Here is a 16,916-nt window from a genome sequence, read left to right as displayed (position 1 = left end):
ATGGCGAAGGCGCTGGCGCCGGAGATCTCGACGTGGCCGGAGGAGAATGCGCAGCTGATCGGTAGCGCATGTGGCAAGTGCGAGTTCGTCACGTTCCCGGCGCAGGACTGCTGTCCGAAGTGCGGATCGATCGGTATGGCCGAGAAGCTGCTGCCGCGGACGGGGACCCTCGTCGCGTGGACGGTGCAGGGCTTCCCGCCCGGGGCTCCTTACATCGGCCCGGTGGGCGACGACTTCTCGCCGTTCGGGGTCGGCCTGGTGGAACTCGACGGCGTCGTTCGCGTCGAGGGGCGCCTCACTGAAAGTGACCCTGCCGCACTGGACTTCGGTCAGAAGGTCGAGCTGACGATGATCCCCTTCGCGACCGATGCCGACGGCGAGGAGATCGTCACCTACGCGTTCGCCCCGGCCTGACCCGCGCTGCACACGAGAGGATCAACAATGTCGAACGACGTAGCCATCATCGGCGTCGGGCTCCATCCCTTCGGCCGATTCGACAAGACGGCGATGCAGATGGGTGCCGAGGCGATTCACCTCGCGCTCACCGACGCCGGGGTCGAATGGAAGGACATCCAGTTCGGATTCGGCGGCAGCTACGAGATCTCCAATCCCGACGCCGTCACCCGCCTCGTCGGGCTCACCGGGATCACGTTCACCAACGTGTTCAACGCCTGTGCCACCTCGGCCAGCGCGATCCAGCAGACGGCCGACACGATCCGGCTGGGTACCTACGACATCGGCATCGCCGTCGGGATGGACAAACACCCGCGTGGTGCGTTCACTGACAATCCGGCCAAACTGGCCCTGCCGCAATGGTATGCGGAGAACGGCCAGTTCCTCACGACCAAGTTCTTCGGGATGAAGGCGAATCGCTACATCCACGATCACAACATCTCCCAGGCGACGCTGGCCAAGGTCGCCGCGAAGAACTTCCGGAACGGGGAACGCAACCCGAACGCCTTCCGGCGCACCCCGATCCCCGAGGACACGATCCTCAACTCGCAGATGGTGAATTACCCGCTCACACAGTACATGTTCTGCTCGCCCGACGAGGGTGCCGCCGCGGTCATCATGTGCCGGGGCGACATCGCGCACAAGTTCACCGACAAGCCGGTGTTCCTGCGCGCCAGCGAGATCCGCACACGTAGGTACGGCGCCTATGAGGTCCACGCCACGTCGGCGCCGATCGAAGAGGATGTGTCGCCGACCGTGTACGCCGCACGCGCCGCTTACGAGCGGGCCGGGATCGGGCCGGAGGACGTCGACATCGCCCAGCTACAGGACACCGACGCCGGCGCCGAGGTCATCCACATGGCCGAGACGGGCCTCTGCAAAGACGGTGAACAGGAGCAACTGCTCTCCGACGGCGCGACCGAGATCACCGGATCGATCCCGGTGAACACCGACGGCGGACTGATCGCCAACGGCGAGCCGATCGGCGCATCGGGCCTACGGCAGATGCACGAACTCGTCCGGCAGCTCCGCGGTGAGGCGGGTGACCGGCAGGTTCCCGGAAAACCGAAAGTCGGACTCGCCCAGGTCTACGGCGCCCCGGGGACGGCCTCGGCGACGATCGTGTCGCTCTGAGGGTTCGCCCTTCGGGCTCGTCGCTTGCGCTCCTCGCACCTCAGGGAGCGGGAGGGCGGTCGTCGCTCGTTGCACCTCAGGGATACTCAGAGCGACCAGGTGTGCACCGGTTCCCCTTCGTGCATGAGGGTGACGTAGTCACGCAACATTCCGCGCAACGCCTGTTCTCGGGTCTCGCCGGCGTCCTCGCGGGCGACCACGGCCTTGCGTTGCCAGACCGATCCGGTCTGGTGCGTGATGCACCGGCCTTCGATCACCGACAGGTACCGGGCACGGGCTTTGCCCGACACTCCGTAGGCCCGCAGTCCCACGTCGGCGAGGTCGAGCAATCGGCGCAGGGTCAGTTCGTCGGGTCGCACCCAGCCGACGTTCGGCCAGTACAGTTGCGCCTCCAGACCTGCACGCGCACCGGACTGCAGGTTCTCGGCCGCGGCGTTGAACGACATCTGCGACCAGAGTGGGCGATCGGATTCGACGAGCCCGCGGACCACTCCGTAATAGAAGGCGGCGTTCGACATCGTGTCGACAACCGTCGGCCCCGCGGGCAGCACCCGGTTCTCGACGCGCAGGTGGGCTCGCCCGTCGACGACGTCGTAGACCGGCCGGTTCCAGCGGTACACGGTGCCGTTGTGCAGCCGGAGTTCGTCGAGAGCCGGGATCCGGCCGTCGTCGAGCTCGTCGATCGGGTCGGTGTCACTGGCGACCGGCAACAGCGCGGGAAAGTAGCGGGTGTTCTCCTCGAACAGATCGAAGATCGTGTTGATCCACCGTTCGCCGAACCAGACCCGGGGTCGCACGCCCTGGTTCTTCAATTCGAGCGGGCGCGTATCGGTGGCCTGCTCGAACACCGGGATTCGGCTCTCGTGCCAGAGCGAGGTCCCCGCCAGGAACGGGGAATTGCCGGCCAGCGCCACCTGCACCCCGGCGATGCTCTGCGCGGCATTCCAGTACGCCGCGAAGTCCTCCGGGGCGACGCGCAGATGCAGCTGCAACGACGTGCACGCGGCTTCCGGCAGGATCGAATCCGTGGTGGTGTGCAGCCGTTCGGTCGGATGGTGCTCGCCCAGCGGGATGCCGCTGATGTCGATTTCGATGTCCTCGCCGCGTGCAGCGAAGATCTGCCTGTTCAGCAGGTCGTAGCGGGGGTTCGCCGATATCCATTGATGAGCGAAGTGCTCGTGGGTGAGGGTGGGCAGCATCCCGATCATCACCAGGTGGTTGTCGGTGCGCGACGCGCGGTCCTCGGCGCGGTTGAGCGACGTGCGTAATGCCTGTTCGAGCGAGATCGTGTCGTCGGTGACGAACGGCCGCGGCGAAACGTTGATCTCGATGTTGAACTGCCCGAGTTCGGTCTGGTAGTCGGGGTCGGCGATGGCGTCGAGCACCGTCGCGTTGGCCATCGCCGGGTTCATCTCGTCGTCGACGAGGTTGAGTTCGACCTCCATCCCGAGCAGTGGTTCGGGTGGCTCGCCCTGATCGGTGAACAGACCGTCGGCGAGCATCCGGGCGATGGCCTCGGTACCCCGGCTGACCTGCCGCCGGAACTGCACGCGGTCGGCGCCGGTGAACTCCCGTTTGGCCACGTCGGTTCCCATGGATCAATGGTGCATGATGGTCGGCGTGGCAGCGCGCAAACCGATCGATCCGGTCGAGGTGCGCGCCTCGGTGATGGCGGTGGCTCCGTGGCTGCTCGACGATTCGGCGAACGAACCGTCACGCGCCGAGCTTGCCGCCGCCGTGCGGCTCACCGCCCGGAGTCTCGCCCAACTCGCGCCCGGCAACTCCGTGGAGGTGCGGGTGCCGCCGTTCGTGGCGGTGCAGTGCATCGAGGGTCCCCGGCACACGCGTGGGACGCCGCCGAACGTGATCGAGACCGTTCCGCGCGTCTGGCTGCTGCTGGCGACGGGGCTCCAGGATCTCGACGACGCGGTCGCGGGCGGACAGGTCAGTGCATCGGGGCACCGGGCACCGGCGATCGCGGACCTGCTGCCGATCATCCCGCTCGACCGCGGCACCCCGGCATGACACGACGGCGCAGGACCGTGACGGTGCGATGCCTCACACCTCGGAATATCCCGACCCGGCGCACCGCTGCATGATTCGCAATCGCCGGCTACCGACCGGTAAACTGCAGGTATCTCCCAACCGTCGATGTTTCAGCCCGTCAACGTGTTGCCATGTCGTGAACCCGTACCGCACCAGGGAGCGCACCCCGCATGACCGACTTGTCGATCGCCAGCAAGAACCTCCTCACTTCCTCGCGTACCTGCGGAACGGCGCGGATCTCTGACGAGACCGAGAACGAGCCCCGCGAGGAATGCGGTGTGTTCGGTGTGTGGGCGCCCGGCGAGGATGTTGCGAAGCTCTCCTACTACGGCCTCTATGCCCTGCAGCATCGCGGGCAGGAAGCCGCCGGCATCGCCGTCGGCGACGGTTCGCAGGTCCTGGTGTTCAAGGACCTCGGCCTGGTCAGTCAGGTCTTCGACGAACAGACTCTGGGTGCGATGGTCGGCCATGTCGCGATCGGGCACTGTCGGTACTCCACCACGGGTTCCACCACGTGGGAGAACTCCCAGCCGATCTTCCGCACCACCACCGCCGGGACCGGGGTGGCGCTGGGGCACAACGGCAATCTGGTCAACACCGCCGATCTCGCCAGCCGCGCCCGCTCGCTCGGTGTGATGAGTTCGGCCGCGACGTCGGACTCCGATCTCGTCGGCGCGCTCCTGGCCCATGGCGCGGCCGACAGCACCATCGAGCAGGCGGCGATGGATCTGCTGCCGCGGCTCAAGGGCGCCTTCTGTCTCACGTTCATGGACGAGCACACGCTCTACGCGGCTCGCGATCCGCACGGGGTTCGCCCGCTGTCGCTGGGTCGTCTCGATCGCGGCTGGGTCGTGGCGTCGGAAACCGCGGCGTTCGACATCGTCGGCGCGTCGTTCGTCCGTGACATCGAGCCCGGCGAACTGCTCGCCATCGACGCCGACGGAGTGCGCAGCTCGCGGTTCGCCGAGCCGGAGCCGCGTGGCTGCGTTTTCGAATACGTCTATCTGGCCCGCCCGGACAGCGTGATCCACGGGCGGTCGGTGCACTCGACCCGCGTCGAGATCGGCCGACGCCTTGCGCGCGAACATCCCGCAGACGGTGATCTGGTGATCCCGGTGCCCGAATCGGGCACGCCCGCCGCCGTCGGCTACGCGCAGGAATCGGGGATTCCCTACGGCCAGGGCCTGATGAAGAACGCCTACGTGGGTCGCACCTTCATCCAGCCGTCGCAGACGATCCGTCAGCTCGGCATCCGGCTCAAGCTCAATCCGCTCAAAGAGGTCATTCGCGGCAAACGGCTTGTCGTGGTGGATGATTCGATCGTCCGCGGCAACACCCAGCGCGCCCTGATCCGGATGCTCCGGGAGGCGGGCGCCGCCGAGGTGCACGTCCGCATCGCGTCCAGCCCGGTGCGGTGGCCCTGCTTCTACGGCATCGATTTCGCGTCGCCGGCCGAGTTGATCGCCAACGGCATGGAGTCCGAGGAGGGGATGGTCGAAGGTGTCCGGCAGGCCATCGGTGCCGACTCGCTCGGCTACATCGGTATCGACGAGATGATCGCCGCCACCGAGCAGTCCGCCGACAACCTGTGCGCGGCCTGCTTCGACGGTGACTACCCGATCGAGCTGCCGAAAGAGACCTCGATGGGCAAGGCCGTCCTCGAGCAGATGCTGGCCAGTGCCGCCGGAGACAGCCGTGATCCGCTGACGGCGTCCAACGACAACGTCAGTGCGGTGATGCGCCCCTGACTGCTCGGCTCGGCGTCTGCCACCGACCGATGCGGGCACACCGGTGTCGGGTAGCGTATTCGGGGTCGGGACTCGCGGGTGACACTCGGGCGCGAGCCGACCGAACTACGACGGAAACTCCGACACCCGGAGGTCCGACCACCTGGATTTCGACAAGGGGTGCTCCGCCAGATGTCCGATCGGGATTCGGCTGCCGGTAGTCCGGCCAACGACCGTCACACCGCGGAGGACGGTCTCTCCTACGCCTCGGCAGGTGTCGACATCGACGCCGGCGAGCGCGCCGTCGAACTCTTCGCGCCACATGCCAAACGCGCGTCGCGGCCGGAGGTGATGGGCGGCCTCGGCGGATTCTCCGGACTGTTCGCGCTGAAGGGCAACTATCGGGAACCGGTGTTGGCCGCAGCCAGCGACGGCGTCGGCACCAAACTGGCCATCGCTCAGGCGATGAACAAGCACGACACCGTCGGACGTGACCTCGTCGCGATGTGCGTCGACGATCTCGTGGTGTGCGGCGCCGAGCCGCTGTTCCTGCAGGACTACGTGGCGGTCGGCAAGGTCGTCCCGGAGACCGTGGCGCAGATCGTGGCCGGGATCGCCGACGGCTGCGTGGACGCGGGATGCGCGCTGCTGGGCGGGGAGACCGCCGAGCACCCGGGCCTGATGGACGAGGACCACTACGACTTGTCCGCGACCGCGGTCGGCGTCGTCGAGGCCGACCAGATCCTCTCACCCGAGCGCGTCCGGCCCGGTGACGTCGTCATCGCGATGGGTTCGTCGGGACTGCATTCCAACGGATACTCGCTGGCGCGCAAGGTGCTGCTCGAGTGGGGGCACATGGACCTGGCCGGCCACGTCGAGGAGTTCGGGCGTTCGCTCGGCGAGGAACTGCTCGAACCGACCCGGATCTACGCGCGGGACTGTCTGGCACTGGCCGCCGAGACGGATGTGCGGACCTTCGCGCACGTCACCGGAGGTGGCCTGGCCGAGAACCTGGCCCGGGTCATCCCCGCCGGGCTCGTCGCCGAACTGGAGCGCGAGACCTGGACGCCTGCGCCGGTGTTCGCGCTGATCGCGCAACGCGGCCGCGTGGCCCGCGAGGAGATGGAGCGCACCTTCAACATGGGTGTCGGCATGGTCGCCGTGGTGGCGCCCGAGGACACCGAGCGTGCGCAGGCCGTGCTCACCGCCCGTCACGTCGACAACTGGGTGCTGGGTTCCATCAAGCGGTCGTCGGAGCCGAAGAATCATGACCTGCCGCGCGTCGTCCTGAGCGGCGAACACCCGCGGTTCTGAGCGGTCTGGCCCGAATCGGGTTCTGGAGCGATCTCCCGAGGTCTCGATAACGCCCTCGCCTAGCGGCTCGGGCTACTCGACCGGCGGTTGGTGGTGGATCGGGCTACTCGACCGGCGGGTGGTGGTCGCGTGTGGGCTCGGCTAGTCGACCGGCTGATCGGGCAGCACGAAACCACACCTGTGCCGGAGGCGGGCGCGGAGCCCGCGGTCACCTGCTCAGGTGTGGTTCACGTGGAGCGCACCGAAAGGTGCGGAGGTATGAGGGTGTGCCGACGGCGAACGAGCGTCAGGCTCGGCGCCACTCGTCCTCGTCGGCCCACTCATCCACCGAATCCCGGCGCTCCGCCGAGTCCTCCGACCCGGACAGCTCGCGCTGCAAGCTGTCGAAGTCGGTGTTGGGAGTGGAATACTTCAGCTGACGAGCAACCTTCGTCTGCTTTGCTTTTGCCCGGCCGCGGCCCATATGGGACCCCCTCGCACAATGACGGGGCGGCCAAACGCTTGGCGGCCCCGTTCTCTAGGTAATGAATCTGTCGTGGGACCCAGTTTAGCGCGCTCGTCCCGATAATGCGGATCGCCCTGCCGTACACGCCGCGACTCACACGAATCCGCCGTTCGGACGCGCGTCACTCAGACGCGGGAGAGCTTCCGCGATGCCTCCCGCTGCACCTTGGGGGCGATTCCGTCCTCGGCGAGGAGCGCGGTGAGTTGTTCCCCGTCGGCGTCGGTGCCGGCGACGAGATGACGCACCCGGACGCCGTGCTCGGGTCGATGGACGACTCGGACACGATCGCCTTCGGCCACCGTGCCCGGATGCAGAACCCGCAGGTAGGCGCCGGTGTCGGCGCGTGCGAGGAATCTCTTCACCCACTGCGGTTCGCCGGCCCACGCCGCGAAGGTGCGACACGGGATGCGGGGGATCGTCGTCTCGAGGACGAGCCCGTCGTCGCCGACCTCCCATCGTTCGCCCACCATGGCATCGGTGATCGGCAGTCCATCGATGCGCAGGTTCTCACCGAACCAGCCGAAGGGGAGCTCGCGGCCGAGCTCGTCGGCCCAGCGATGCGCCTCTCGTTCGCTGTAGGCGTACACGGCCTGGTCGGTGCCGCCGTGATGCTTGGTGTCGACGACGTGATCGGTGACGAGGCCCATCTCGGTGACGGACACGCGCCCCGATCGTGGTCGTTTGTCGATCCCGCTGGCGCCGACGTTGCCGAGGACGACGTCGTCGTCGGCTGCGCACACAGCCAAGACCCTCCCGATGTCGCCGACCTGCTCGGATGCCGAGCCGGCGGTCACGAGCCGTTCCCGCCGCCGCGAAGACGCTCGACGGCGGCGCGGCCGGCCTGCACGTGGTCGTCGGTGCGGACCGAGTCGGGATCGATGCGGGCGCTCACCGGGTGCTCGCCGTCGACCATCAGGTCGACGTCGGCCCCGACCGACCGCTTGACCAGGGCCAGGGCGATGGGTCCGAGTTCGAAGTGATCGACGACGGTACCGACCCGCCCGACCGCGCGACCGCGCGCGGTCACACGATCACCGGGCACGGGTCGTTCGTCGGTGCTGCCGTCGAGGTGCAGCAGCACGAGACGGCGAGGCGACTTGCCGAGGTTGTGCACGCGCGCGACCGTTTCCTGTCCGCGGTAGCACCCCTTGTCGAGGTGCACCGCACCCTCGACCTCGGGTCCGCCGATCCAGTTCACCTCGTGCGGGATGGTTCGTTCGTCGGTGTCGATGCCCAGGCGCGGTCGGATCGCGGCCACGCGCATCGCGTCGTACGTCCAGCTGCCCGCCATCCGCGCGCCCGCCTCGACGATCTGACTCCACCACGTGTCCACCGTGTACTCCGGGACGACGAGGTCGACCGTCGGCAGTCCGGCACCGTCACCGAGGGACGGCATCACCCGCCAGAACCCGAGCGGCTCGTCCTCGTGATGAAGTTCGGGCAGGCTCCCCGCCGCGTACACGCCGGCGTCGGGCGTCAGTTCGAGCAGTTCGGCGATGGGTCCGGTCGTCACGTCGGGCCCGATGAGGGTGAGCACGGCCATGTCCGGACGGGCGGCCGGCTCGGCCTTGGCCCAGAACACCATCTTGGTCAGAAAATCCAGCAACGGCGCGCCCCGCGGGCCTTCGCAGTCGATCCACGTGACGCCGTCGATGTCAGTGAGCACGAAATGCTCCTCGACGCGACCGTTGGCGTCCAAGGAGAGGTTCTCCGCGCTGGTGCGGTCGGCGAGGGTGGCGACATGCTGGCTGGAGATGGTGTGCAACCAGCTCAGGCGTTCGGCCCCGGGCAGTTCGATCACCGCTCGATCGGACCTGTCGACGATGACGGCGCTGCGCTCGGCCGCCCGCTGCTCGCCGAGCGGATCGCCGTAGTGCCAGGCGACATCGACGGTGTCGGGCCGGGACGGATCGTCCGAACGTGCGGGACCGGGCACGGCGCCTCGGTCGGAATACCTGGTCAAAATGGGTGACGCGGTCACGTGTCGATTCTACGGGTCGACACGGACACGTCGATGGGGGCGCAACCGTGCCGCCCGGCATTAGCCTCGGACCATGGCTGCAGCGCAGATTCTGGTGACCCTCGACGGCACGGTGCATGATCCGGACGAACCCTTCCTGCACGCCGACGACCTGGCCGCGCTTCGCGGCGACGGGGTCTTCGAGACGTTGCTGATCCGGACCGGGCGCACCCGCAAGGTGGGCGCGCACCTCGATCGGTTGGCGCGCAGCGCCGAGATGATGGAGCTGCCGACCCCGGAGCGCGACGCATGGGCCAAGGCCATCGAGGTCGCCGAGAAGCAGTGGACCGCCGACAACGGTGACGCCGAGGCGTGGCTGCGGCTGGTGTACTCCCGCGGCCGGGAGAGCGCTCCCGACGCGGGTCCGACGGCCTACGTGATGGCCGGCGCCGTTGCCGATCGGGTCTCGCACGCCCGGTCGGAGGGCATCTCCGTGGTGACGCTGGAGCGCGGCTTCTCGACCGACCTCGCCGAACGTGCCCCTTGGCAGTTGCTGGGCGCCAAGACCCTGAGCTATGCCACCAACATGGCCGCGCTGCGGCATGCGGCCACCAACGGGTTCGACGACGTGATCTACCTGAGCAGTGAGGGAGCCGTGCTCGAGGGGCCGCGCTCGACGGTGGTCACCGTGACCGGCCGGACCCTGACGACCCCACCGACCGAGGCGGGGATTCTGCCGGGCACCACCCAGCGGGCGGTGTTCGAGACGGCGGCCCAAGAGGGCTGGACCACCCGCACCGAGGTGATCCGCCGGGCCGATCTGATCGCAGCGGACTCGGTGTGGCTGATCAGCAGTGTCGCGCTGGCGGCCCGCGTGACGTCGTTGAACCGCTACGTCATGCCGTTGTCACCGAACGACCACGAATTCGTCGATTTGGTGGACCGTGCGATTTGCGTTGATTGAGAATGATTGCGAAGTCGGGAAATTCCGCGGCAATTCGGTTCGCCGCGCCGACAAGCGAGATGCAGCCCACAATTGAATATCGAGTGCGACATTGCTGTAAGTGATTGATCCGAACGATCTGTGCAGCGTAGCGTGGACGCCACGCCCTACTACGCTTCGTAGTACCACGGTTGTCGTGTACACGGTTCCGGTGGTTCTCGGTTCGTAGTGCTCAGGGCGGGGTTCGGAGGTCAGGAGTTCGCACAGCCCGGACCGGCCCGTGCATCCGTAGCCCGATGCACCGACTCTCGATTGAGGCGACATGGACGCTCTTGATGTATCTCGGTGGCAATTCGGGATCACCACCGTCTATCACTTCATCCTGGTGCCGCTGACCATCGGCCTCGCGCCGATGATCGCGGTGATGCAGACGGTCTGGCACGTGACCGGCAACGAACAGTGGCTGCGGGCCACGAAATTCTTCGGCAAGCTCTTCCTGATCAACTTCGCGCTCGGTGTGGCCACCGGCATTGTGCAAGAGTTCCAGTTCGGCATGAACTGGAGTGAGTACAGCCGGTTCGTCGCCGACGTCTTCGGGGCCCCGTTGGCACTCGAGGGGCTGGTGGCCTTCTTCCTCGAGTCGACGTTCATCGGACTGTGGATCTTCGGCTGGGGCCGGCTGCCGCGCCGCGTGCACCTCGCGTGTATCTGGTTGGCCGCGATCGGCGTCAACGCGTCCGCGTACTTCATCATCGCCGCGAACTCGTGGATGCAACACCCGGTCGGCGTGGCCTGGGACGAGGAACGCGGCCGCCCGGCGATGAACGACTTCGTCGCCGTCATCACCAACAACACGACGCTGGCCGCATTCCCGCACGTCATCGCAGGTGCCTTCCTCACCGCGGGTACATTCGTCGCGGCAATCGGTTGCTGGTGGATGGCCCGCAACATGTACCGCGCTAGGAAGCTCCGCGAGGCGATCGAGACCGGCGACACCACCGAGATGCCGAAGTCGTCCTCGCCCAGCCACATCGACGCAACTCCGGAGGACCTCGAGAGCGACGCACGCGGCATGTGGCGCCCGGTCACGAGATTCGCGCTGTGGGTCACCATGGTGTCCGGCGTGGCGTTGTTCATCACCGGGGACATCCAGGCCCAGATCATGTTCGAACAGCAGCCGATGAAGATGGCATCGGCGGAGTCGTTGTGCAACACCGAGACCGGCGCGCCGTTCTCCGTTCTCGCCATCGGCCGGCAGAACAACTGCGACAGCATCACCCAGGTCATCGAGATCCCGAACATGTTGTCGTTCCTGGCCGATCACGACTTCAACAGCACGGTGCAGGGCGTCAACCAGCTGCAGGAGCAGTATGCCGCGCAGTTCAACATGCCCGGCCAGAATTTTGCGCCGAACCTCTTCGTCACCTACTGGGGATTCCGCGCGATGATCACCTGGGCCCTCGGCTCGGCGGCGCTGGCTCTCGCCGCGCTGTGGCTGACCCGCAAGAAGCGGGTGGTGGAGTCACGCAAGTTCGGCCTGTTCGCGTTGTGGATGATCCCGACGCCGTTCCTGGCCAACAGCTCCGGCTGGATCTTCACCGAGATGGGACGCCAGCCGTGGGTGGTGGTGCCGAACTGGGCCGATGATCTAGATCCGTTGCGGATTCACATGCTGGTCCAGGACGGTGTGTCCAACCATGTCGCCGCGACGGTCTGGGTCACGCTCATCGGGTTCACGATCCTCTACGGCGCGCTCGGCGTCGTGTGGTTCATGTTGCAGCGCCGCTACATCATCGAGGGGCCGGCGACCTACGATGCGGTACCGCCGGACGAACCGTCGGATACCGATGAGCCCAAACAACTCTCGTTCGCCTACTGAGGAGATCTCCGATGGGTTTGCCCGAGTTCTGGTTCCTGATCATCGCGATCCTGTTCGTCGGCTACTTCGTCCTGGAGGGCTTCGACTTCGGCGTCGGCATGCTGATGCCGATCCTCGGCAGCAGCCACACCGGCGGCGACGAATCGGTCGGTCCGCGCGAGGAACTCGCCGATCCCGACGCCCGCCGACGGGCGATCCTGAACACGATCGGCCCGGTCTGGGACGGCAATGAGGTCTGGTTGCTGACCGCAGGCGGCGCGATGTTCGCCGCGTTCGGCGGCTGGTACGCGACCATGTTCACCGCGTTCTACCTCCCGTTGTTCCTCATCCTGGTGGGACTCATCACCCGCGTCTGCGCGATCGAATGGCGCGGCAAGATCAACAACATGCGCTGGCGCATGTGGGCGGACGTGGGGATCGGTCTGGGGTCATGGATTCCGGCGATCCTGTGGGGCGTCGCATTCGCGAACGTCATCCGGGGCCTGCCGATCGACGGCGACGCCCAGTACACCGGCGGGTTCTTCAACCTGCTCAACCCGTATGCGCTACTCGGCGGACTGACGACGCTGCTGGCCTTCCTCACCTACGGCGCCGTTTTCCTCGCGCTCAAAACCACCGGGGTCCTGCGCGAGGATTCGATGAAGTACGCGGCGCGGCTGGCCATCCCGACGCTGGTCGTCGCCGCGGCCTTCCTGCTGTGGACGCAGTTCGCCTACGGGAACGGCTGGACCTGGATTCCGGTTCTGATCGCGGCGGTCGCTGCCGTCGTGATGGTCGGTGCCACCCAGGTGCGACGTGAGGGGATCGCCTTCGCGGCGACGTTCATCGCCGTCGGCGGTACCGTCGCGACACTCTTCGGCGCGCTCTACCCGAACGTGCTGCCGTCGTCGACCGACCCGGCGTTCAACCTGACCATCGACAACACGTCGTCGAGCGACTACACCCTGACCGTGATGACGTGGGCCGCCGTGCTGATCACGCCGGTCGTCATCGGCTACCAGGCGTGGAGCTACTGGGTGTTCCGCAAGCGCATCTCCGTAGAGCAGATCCCGGCCAACACCGGTCTGTCCTCGCTGCGCGTGCCGTCGGAATGACGAACCCGATCGCCGGGTCGTCCACGCAGGCTGTCGAGATCGGCCCCGAGCCGTCGGATGCCGCCGCGCCCCGTCGGTCCGGCCCGATCGACCCGCGACTACTGCGCCATTCATCTGTGGCCCGTGGCTATGTGGTCGTCACCGCGTTGTTCTCCTTCGCCTCGGTGGTCACCATCATCGTCACCGCGGCGATGGCGGCGTCCATCGTCTCCGAGATCATCGTCGACGCGGACCGCCGGACGTTCGCCGCGCAGCAGACCCATCTGATCGTGCTCGCCGGGGCGTTGATCGCACGCGGACTCGTCACCTACCTGCACGACCGCTACGCCCATCGCGCGGCCGCCCGCGTGATCGCGCAACTGCGTGCGCGGGCGCTCGACGTACTCACGGATCCCGCGCACACCTCACCGCGCACATTGGTGACGCGCCGTGATCACGCCACGACCGTGGTCCTCCGCGGGCTCGACGATCTCGGCCCCTATCTGTCCGGCTATCTTCCGGCATTGATCGTGACGATGACCGTCACGCCCACGGTCGTCGCGGTCATCGCCTTGACGGACCTGGCGTCGGCGCTCATCATCGTCGTCACCCTGCCGCTCATCCCGGTGTTCATGGTGCTGATCGGCCTGATGACCCGCGACCGCACCACCCGCAAGCTGGAGGCGACCAGCCGGCTGTCGGCGCAGCTGCTCGATCTGATCGCCGGGCTGCCCACCCTGCGCGCTCTCAACCGGTATCGCGGGCCCGCCGCGCGGGTCGCCGAACTCGGCCGGGCGCACACCCGCAGCACCATGTCGGCGCTGCGTGTCGCGTTCCTGTCCGGGGCGGTGCTCGAACTGCTCGCCACCCTGTGCGTCGCGCTCGTGGCCGTCGGAATCGGACTGCGGCTGGTGTACGGGGAGATGAGCCTGTACGCGGGGGTGCTCGCGCTCATTCTGGCGCCCGAGGCGTATCACCCGCTGCGGCAGGTCGGCGCCCAGTTCCACAACTCCGCCGACGGGGTGGTGGCGGCGGGGGAGGTGATCGACCTGATCGAGGCCGAGCCGGATACGTCCGCCGCGACGTCGGGTACCCGGACCTGCGCGGTCGCCGGCCAGGCCATCTCCCTGCTCGACGTCGGCGTCCACGGCCGGGACGGCTGGGCACCGGCGCATCTCGACGCCGTGATCGAGCCGGGACAATTCACGATGCTCACCGGCCCGAACGGTGCCGGAAAGTCCACCGCCCTGCTCACCGTCATGGGCCTCGCCAGACCCGACGAGGGGTCGGTGCTGATCGGGTCGATCTCGGTCGGCGAACTCGAGCCGGCGGCGTTGCACGAGCAGATCGCGTGGCTGCCGCAGCAGCCGGTCGTCGTCCCCGCAACGGTGGCCGACAATCTCGCGATGTTCGGTGCACTCGACCCAGTGGACCTGCGACGTGCCTGTGCCGCAACAGGTTTCGACGACGTGATCGATGATCTGCCCGCGGGTGTGGATACCGTGGTCGGTGCGGGTGGTGTCGGGTTGTCGGCCGGACAACGACAGCGCCTGGCACTGACCCGGACGCTGGCCTCCCCCGCGCCGCTGGTCCTGCTCGACGAGCCGACCGCACATCTCGACGAGGGGTCGGCCCGCGCGGTGCTCGAGGCGTTGTCGGCACGCGCGGCCGACGGCGACACCGTGGTTGTGATCGCACACCAGCCGCTGGTGCGGTCGTTCGCCGACGCGATCGTGGACGTGAGGGGAGGTGCCCATGTCGACTGAACTGTCCCGACCCGCCGCTGAGCACGCCGCCGAGTCCGCGGCCACATCCTCCGGGGACCCGTTGCGTCGGGCCTTCGTCTTCCTCGGACTGCGCGGTCGCCCGCTGACGAAGTCGATCCTGCTCGGAGTCGGCGGGTCGCTGTCCGCGCTCGGGCTCGCCGCATTGTCGGCGTGGTTGATCACGCGGGCGTGGCAGATGCCGCCGGTGCTGTACCTGTCCGTATCGATCACGGCGGTCCGCGCGCTCGGCATCTCCCGCGGCGTGTTCCGCTATCTCGAACGTCTCGCCACCCACGACCTGGCACTCGGTGCGATGGCCACCGCTCGGGAGCGCGTCTATCAGACGCTGGCCGCCGGGTCGCCGGCGTACTCGGTGCGCCTGCGCCGCGCCGACCTGCTCGGACGGACCGGCGACGACATCGACGAGATCGGCAACGCGTTAATCCGCGGTGTCATCCCCATCGCGGTCGGAGCCGTGACGAGTGTGGCGGCGGTGGTGATCATGGCGTTCGTGTCGTGGTGGGCGGCGGTGGTGCTGGCTGTGGCCCTCGTCGTGAGCGGCCTGGTGGCCCCGTGGCTGGCCGCCCGGGGATCGGTACGCACCATCGCGGACTCGTCGTCGGCCACTCGGCGTTCCGAGGAGGCGACGGTCACCGCGCTGTGGCACGCCCCGGAGTTGATCGTGGCCCGGCGGCGCGACGATGTGCTCGCGACCGCGCGGAGATCCGACGCCGACGCGCTCGCTGCGGCCGATCGTGGCCTGCGCTACGAGGCGGCGGCGAGTGCCGCGACGCCGCTGTCGATGGGCGTGTCGCTGGTGGCGGCCTGCCTCATCGGCATCCACCTGGCGTCCGCGGTGCCGGGATCGCTCGCGTCGGTGGCCTCGGGCGAAGGTCTGACGCCGATGATCCTCGGCGTGCTGATCCTGTTGCCGTTGTCGGCGTTCGAGTCCACCGGCCCCCTCACCGAGGCCGGCATCCAGCTGGAACGGAGCAGGCAGAGTGCTCGGCGCGTGATGGCGCTCGTCGACGGCGCGGGCGCATCGAAGTCCCCCGACACCGAACCCGCTGAACCCGAACCCGCCGAGCCCGACACAACGGCCGACCGCATCGTCCACCGCGGGCCCGTCACGATGACGGTCGACGGCCTGCGCTGGGGATGGTCACCCGACCGGCCGCTGGGGCCGGCCGACGGATTGCGGTGCCGGCTGGCGCCGGGAGACCGGCTGGTCGTCGTCGGGCCGAGCGGTTCGGGCAAGTCCACCCTGGCGCTGACCCTCGCGGGCCTACTCGCACCCTGTTCGGGAGCTGTCGCCGTGCGCGATCCGGACGGACACAGCGTGGACATCCGGGCAGCGACCTGCTATCACGCCGAGGAAGGTCACCTGTTCTCCACGACCCTGCGGGAAAATCTGCTTGTCGCGCGGGGCGATGCGACCGACGACGACCTCGTCGACGCGCTCGATGCGGTCGGGCTCGGCGGCTGGCTGCGCACGCTGCCCCACGGCCTCGACACCGAACTCGCAGGTGGTTCGGAAGCGGTGAGCGGCGGGCAACGTCGGCGACTGTTGCTGGCCCGGGCGTTGCTGCACCCGGCGCCGGTCGTCGCGCTCGACGAGCCGACCGAACACCTCGACGCCGACGACGCCGAGGCGATCCTGGAACGGCTGGTGTTGCCTGCGGCGAATCTCTTCGACGAGCAGCGGATCGTCATCATCATCACGCATCATGCTGCCGCGCAACAGCTTTCCGCGAAGAATTCGCGATGTCGCGTGGTCGATCTCCATCCGGTCTCCGCGGGCTGAAAACCGGTTGCCGGTCCCTGCGGCCGGGCGTATCTTCGTCGGTACACGAGGAAGGAGGTGGTTCGAAGTTGTATGACTATTGGACACGTGAGGTGACCATCCGCTAGCGCGGACCGAGGCATTCACCTCCACGGAGTGCGCGCCGGATCGGATCCCGTTCCGCGACGTCGCACCGTCCGTGCCGGCGAATCCCAGATGGTCACCCGGCCCTCGTACCCCGATCCTGTCCGATCGGCATCGGCCCCTGCGTGGGGTGGTACGGGGGCCGTTTCCGTTCGCCGGTGGCCCTGGTGCAGCGCGGTGCGTGATCCG

At 67.7% G+C, this 16,916-nt stretch carries 14 protein-coding genes; 10 read left to right on the top strand and 4 right to left on the bottom strand.

Features of this window, described 5'->3' with window-relative positions:
• Both VZC37_RS03745 and VZC37_RS03740 read left to right on the top strand, forming a co-directional pair.
• Window positions 1-414 (top strand): Zn-ribbon domain-containing OB-fold protein, encoded by a 414-nt coding sequence (locus tag VZC37_RS03745; protein WP_330431059.1) that lies wholly within the window; start codon window positions 1-3, stop codon window positions 412-414.
• Between the two features lie 27 nt (window positions 415-441).
• Entirely contained in the window at window positions 442-1,587 is a 1,146-nt protein-coding gene (locus tag VZC37_RS03740) for a thiolase family protein (protein ID WP_330431058.1), read from the top strand.
• 86 nt (window positions 1,588-1,673) lie between these two features.
• Here VZC37_RS03740 and VZC37_RS03735 read toward each other — a convergent pair whose 3' ends face one another.
• Window positions 1,674-3,182 (bottom strand): glutamate-cysteine ligase family protein, encoded by a 1,509-nt coding sequence (locus tag VZC37_RS03735; protein WP_330431057.1) that lies wholly within the window; start codon window positions 3,180-3,182, stop codon window positions 1,674-1,676.
• A 16-nt stretch (window positions 3,183-3,198) separates the two neighbouring features.
• Here VZC37_RS03735 and VZC37_RS03730 point away from each other — a divergent pair, with 16 nt between their 5' ends.
• From VZC37_RS03730 to purM, 3 genes are all read left to right on the top strand, one after another.
• Window positions 3,199-3,612 (top strand): sterol carrier family protein, encoded by a 414-nt coding sequence (locus VZC37_RS03730; RefSeq protein ID WP_330431699.1) that lies wholly within the window; start codon window positions 3,199-3,201, stop codon window positions 3,610-3,612.
• Window positions 3,613-3,803: 191 nt separating this feature from the next.
• Window positions 3,804-5,381, top strand: a complete 1,578-nt coding sequence (gene purF / locus VZC37_RS03725; protein ID WP_330431056.1) for an amidophosphoribosyltransferase — start codon at window positions 3,804-3,806, stop codon at window positions 5,379-5,381.
• Between the two features lie 171 nt (window positions 5,382-5,552).
• Window positions 5,553-6,674, top strand: a complete 1,122-nt coding sequence (gene purM / locus VZC37_RS03720) for a phosphoribosylformylglycinamidine cyclo-ligase (RefSeq protein ID WP_330431055.1) — start codon at window positions 5,553-5,555, stop codon at window positions 6,672-6,674.
• Between the two features lie 286 nt (window positions 6,675-6,960).
• On the opposite strand, the gene VZC37_RS03715 is transcribed toward purM, so the two are convergent.
• The 3 genes from VZC37_RS03715 to ygfZ form a co-directional block, all read right to left on the bottom strand.
• Window positions 6,961-7,137, bottom strand: a complete 177-nt coding sequence (locus VZC37_RS03715) for a DUF3073 domain-containing protein (RefSeq protein WP_330431054.1) — start codon at window positions 7,135-7,137, stop codon at window positions 6,961-6,963.
• Between the two features lie 167 nt (window positions 7,138-7,304).
• Entirely contained in the window at window positions 7,305-7,973 is a 669-nt protein-coding gene (locus VZC37_RS03710) for an MOSC domain-containing protein (RefSeq protein WP_330431053.1), read from the bottom strand.
• Window positions 7,970-9,160 (bottom strand): CAF17-like 4Fe-4S cluster assembly/insertion protein YgfZ, encoded by a 1,191-nt coding sequence (gene ygfZ, locus VZC37_RS03705; RefSeq protein WP_330431052.1) that lies wholly within the window; start codon window positions 9,158-9,160, stop codon window positions 7,970-7,972. The genes VZC37_RS03710 and ygfZ overlap by 4 nt, the downstream gene beginning before the upstream one ends.
• 73 nt (window positions 9,161-9,233) lie before the next feature.
• On the opposite strand from ygfZ, the gene VZC37_RS03700 reads away from it, so the two are divergent.
• The 5 genes from VZC37_RS03700 to cydC all read left to right on the top strand — a co-directional run bounded on the left by VZC37_RS03700 (window position 9,234) and on the right by cydC (window position 16,604).
• Entirely contained in the window at window positions 9,234-10,103 is an 870-nt protein-coding gene (locus tag VZC37_RS03700) for an aminodeoxychorismate lyase (protein ID WP_330431051.1), read from the top strand.
• 301 nt (window positions 10,104-10,404) lie between these two features.
• Window positions 10,405-11,961, top strand: coding sequence for a cytochrome ubiquinol oxidase subunit I (locus VZC37_RS03695; RefSeq protein ID WP_330431050.1), 1,557 nt, complete (start codon window positions 10,405-10,407; stop codon window positions 11,959-11,961).
• A gap of 11 nt (window positions 11,962-11,972) precedes the next feature.
• A complete protein-coding gene (gene cydB / locus VZC37_RS03690) occupies window positions 11,973-13,055 on the top strand; it encodes a cytochrome d ubiquinol oxidase subunit II (RefSeq protein WP_330431049.1) in 1,083 nt (360 codons plus the stop codon).
• Window positions 13,052-14,800 carry a thiol reductant ABC exporter subunit CydD gene (gene cydD, locus VZC37_RS03685; protein ID WP_330431048.1) on the top strand — a complete coding sequence of 583 codons (1,749 nt, stop codon included), beginning with the start codon at window positions 13,052-13,054 and terminating at the stop codon, window positions 14,798-14,800. Before cydB ends, cydD begins: the two co-directional genes overlap by 4 nt.
• Window positions 14,790-16,604: a thiol reductant ABC exporter subunit CydC gene (gene cydC / locus VZC37_RS03680; RefSeq protein ID WP_330431047.1), complete on the top strand. Its 1,815-nt coding sequence runs from the start codon at window positions 14,790-14,792 to the stop codon at window positions 16,602-16,604. Before cydD ends, cydC begins: the two co-directional genes overlap by 11 nt.
• Window positions 16,605-16,916 lie beyond the last annotated feature (312 nt).

This window comes from Gordonia sesuvii (genome assembly GCF_036350415.1).
Classification (GTDB): Bacteria; Actinomycetota; Actinomycetes; order Mycobacteriales; family Mycobacteriaceae; genus Gordonia; species Gordonia sesuvii.
The sequence above is the reverse complement of the archived record's forward strand: the minus strand, read 5'-3'. Positions and strand labels throughout refer to the sequence as shown.

Coding starts and splice junctions, on each gene's coding strand:
- VZC37_RS03745 (WP_330431059.1), top strand. CDS start 1: ATGGCGAAGGCGCTGGCGCCGGAGATCTCGACGTGGCCGGAGGAGAAT.
- VZC37_RS03740 (WP_330431058.1), top strand. CDS start 442: ATGTCGAACGACGTAGCCATCATCGGCGTCGGGCTCCATCCCTTCGGC.
- VZC37_RS03735 (WP_330431057.1), bottom strand. CDS start 3,182: ATGGGAACCGACGTGGCCAAACGGGAGTTCACCGGCGCCGACCGCGTG.
- VZC37_RS03730 (WP_330431699.1), top strand. CDS start 3,199: ATGGTCGGCGTGGCAGCGCGCAAACCGATCGATCCGGTCGAGGTGCGC.
- purF (WP_330431056.1), top strand. CDS start 3,804: ATGACCGACTTGTCGATCGCCAGCAAGAACCTCCTCACTTCCTCGCGT.
- purM (WP_330431055.1), top strand. CDS start 5,553: ATGTCCGATCGGGATTCGGCTGCCGGTAGTCCGGCCAACGACCGTCAC.
- VZC37_RS03715 (WP_330431054.1), bottom strand. CDS start 7,137: ATGGGCCGCGGCCGGGCAAAAGCAAAGCAGACGAAGGTTGCTCGTCAG.
- VZC37_RS03700 (WP_330431051.1), top strand. CDS start 9,234: ATGGCTGCAGCGCAGATTCTGGTGACCCTCGACGGCACGGTGCATGAT.
- VZC37_RS03695 (WP_330431050.1), top strand. CDS start 10,405: ATGGACGCTCTTGATGTATCTCGGTGGCAATTCGGGATCACCACCGTC.
- cydB (WP_330431049.1), top strand. CDS start 11,973: ATGGGTTTGCCCGAGTTCTGGTTCCTGATCATCGCGATCCTGTTCGTC.
- cydD (WP_330431048.1), top strand. CDS start 13,052: ATGACGAACCCGATCGCCGGGTCGTCCACGCAGGCTGTCGAGATCGGC.
- cydC (WP_330431047.1), top strand. CDS start 14,790: ATGTCGACTGAACTGTCCCGACCCGCCGCTGAGCACGCCGCCGAGTCC.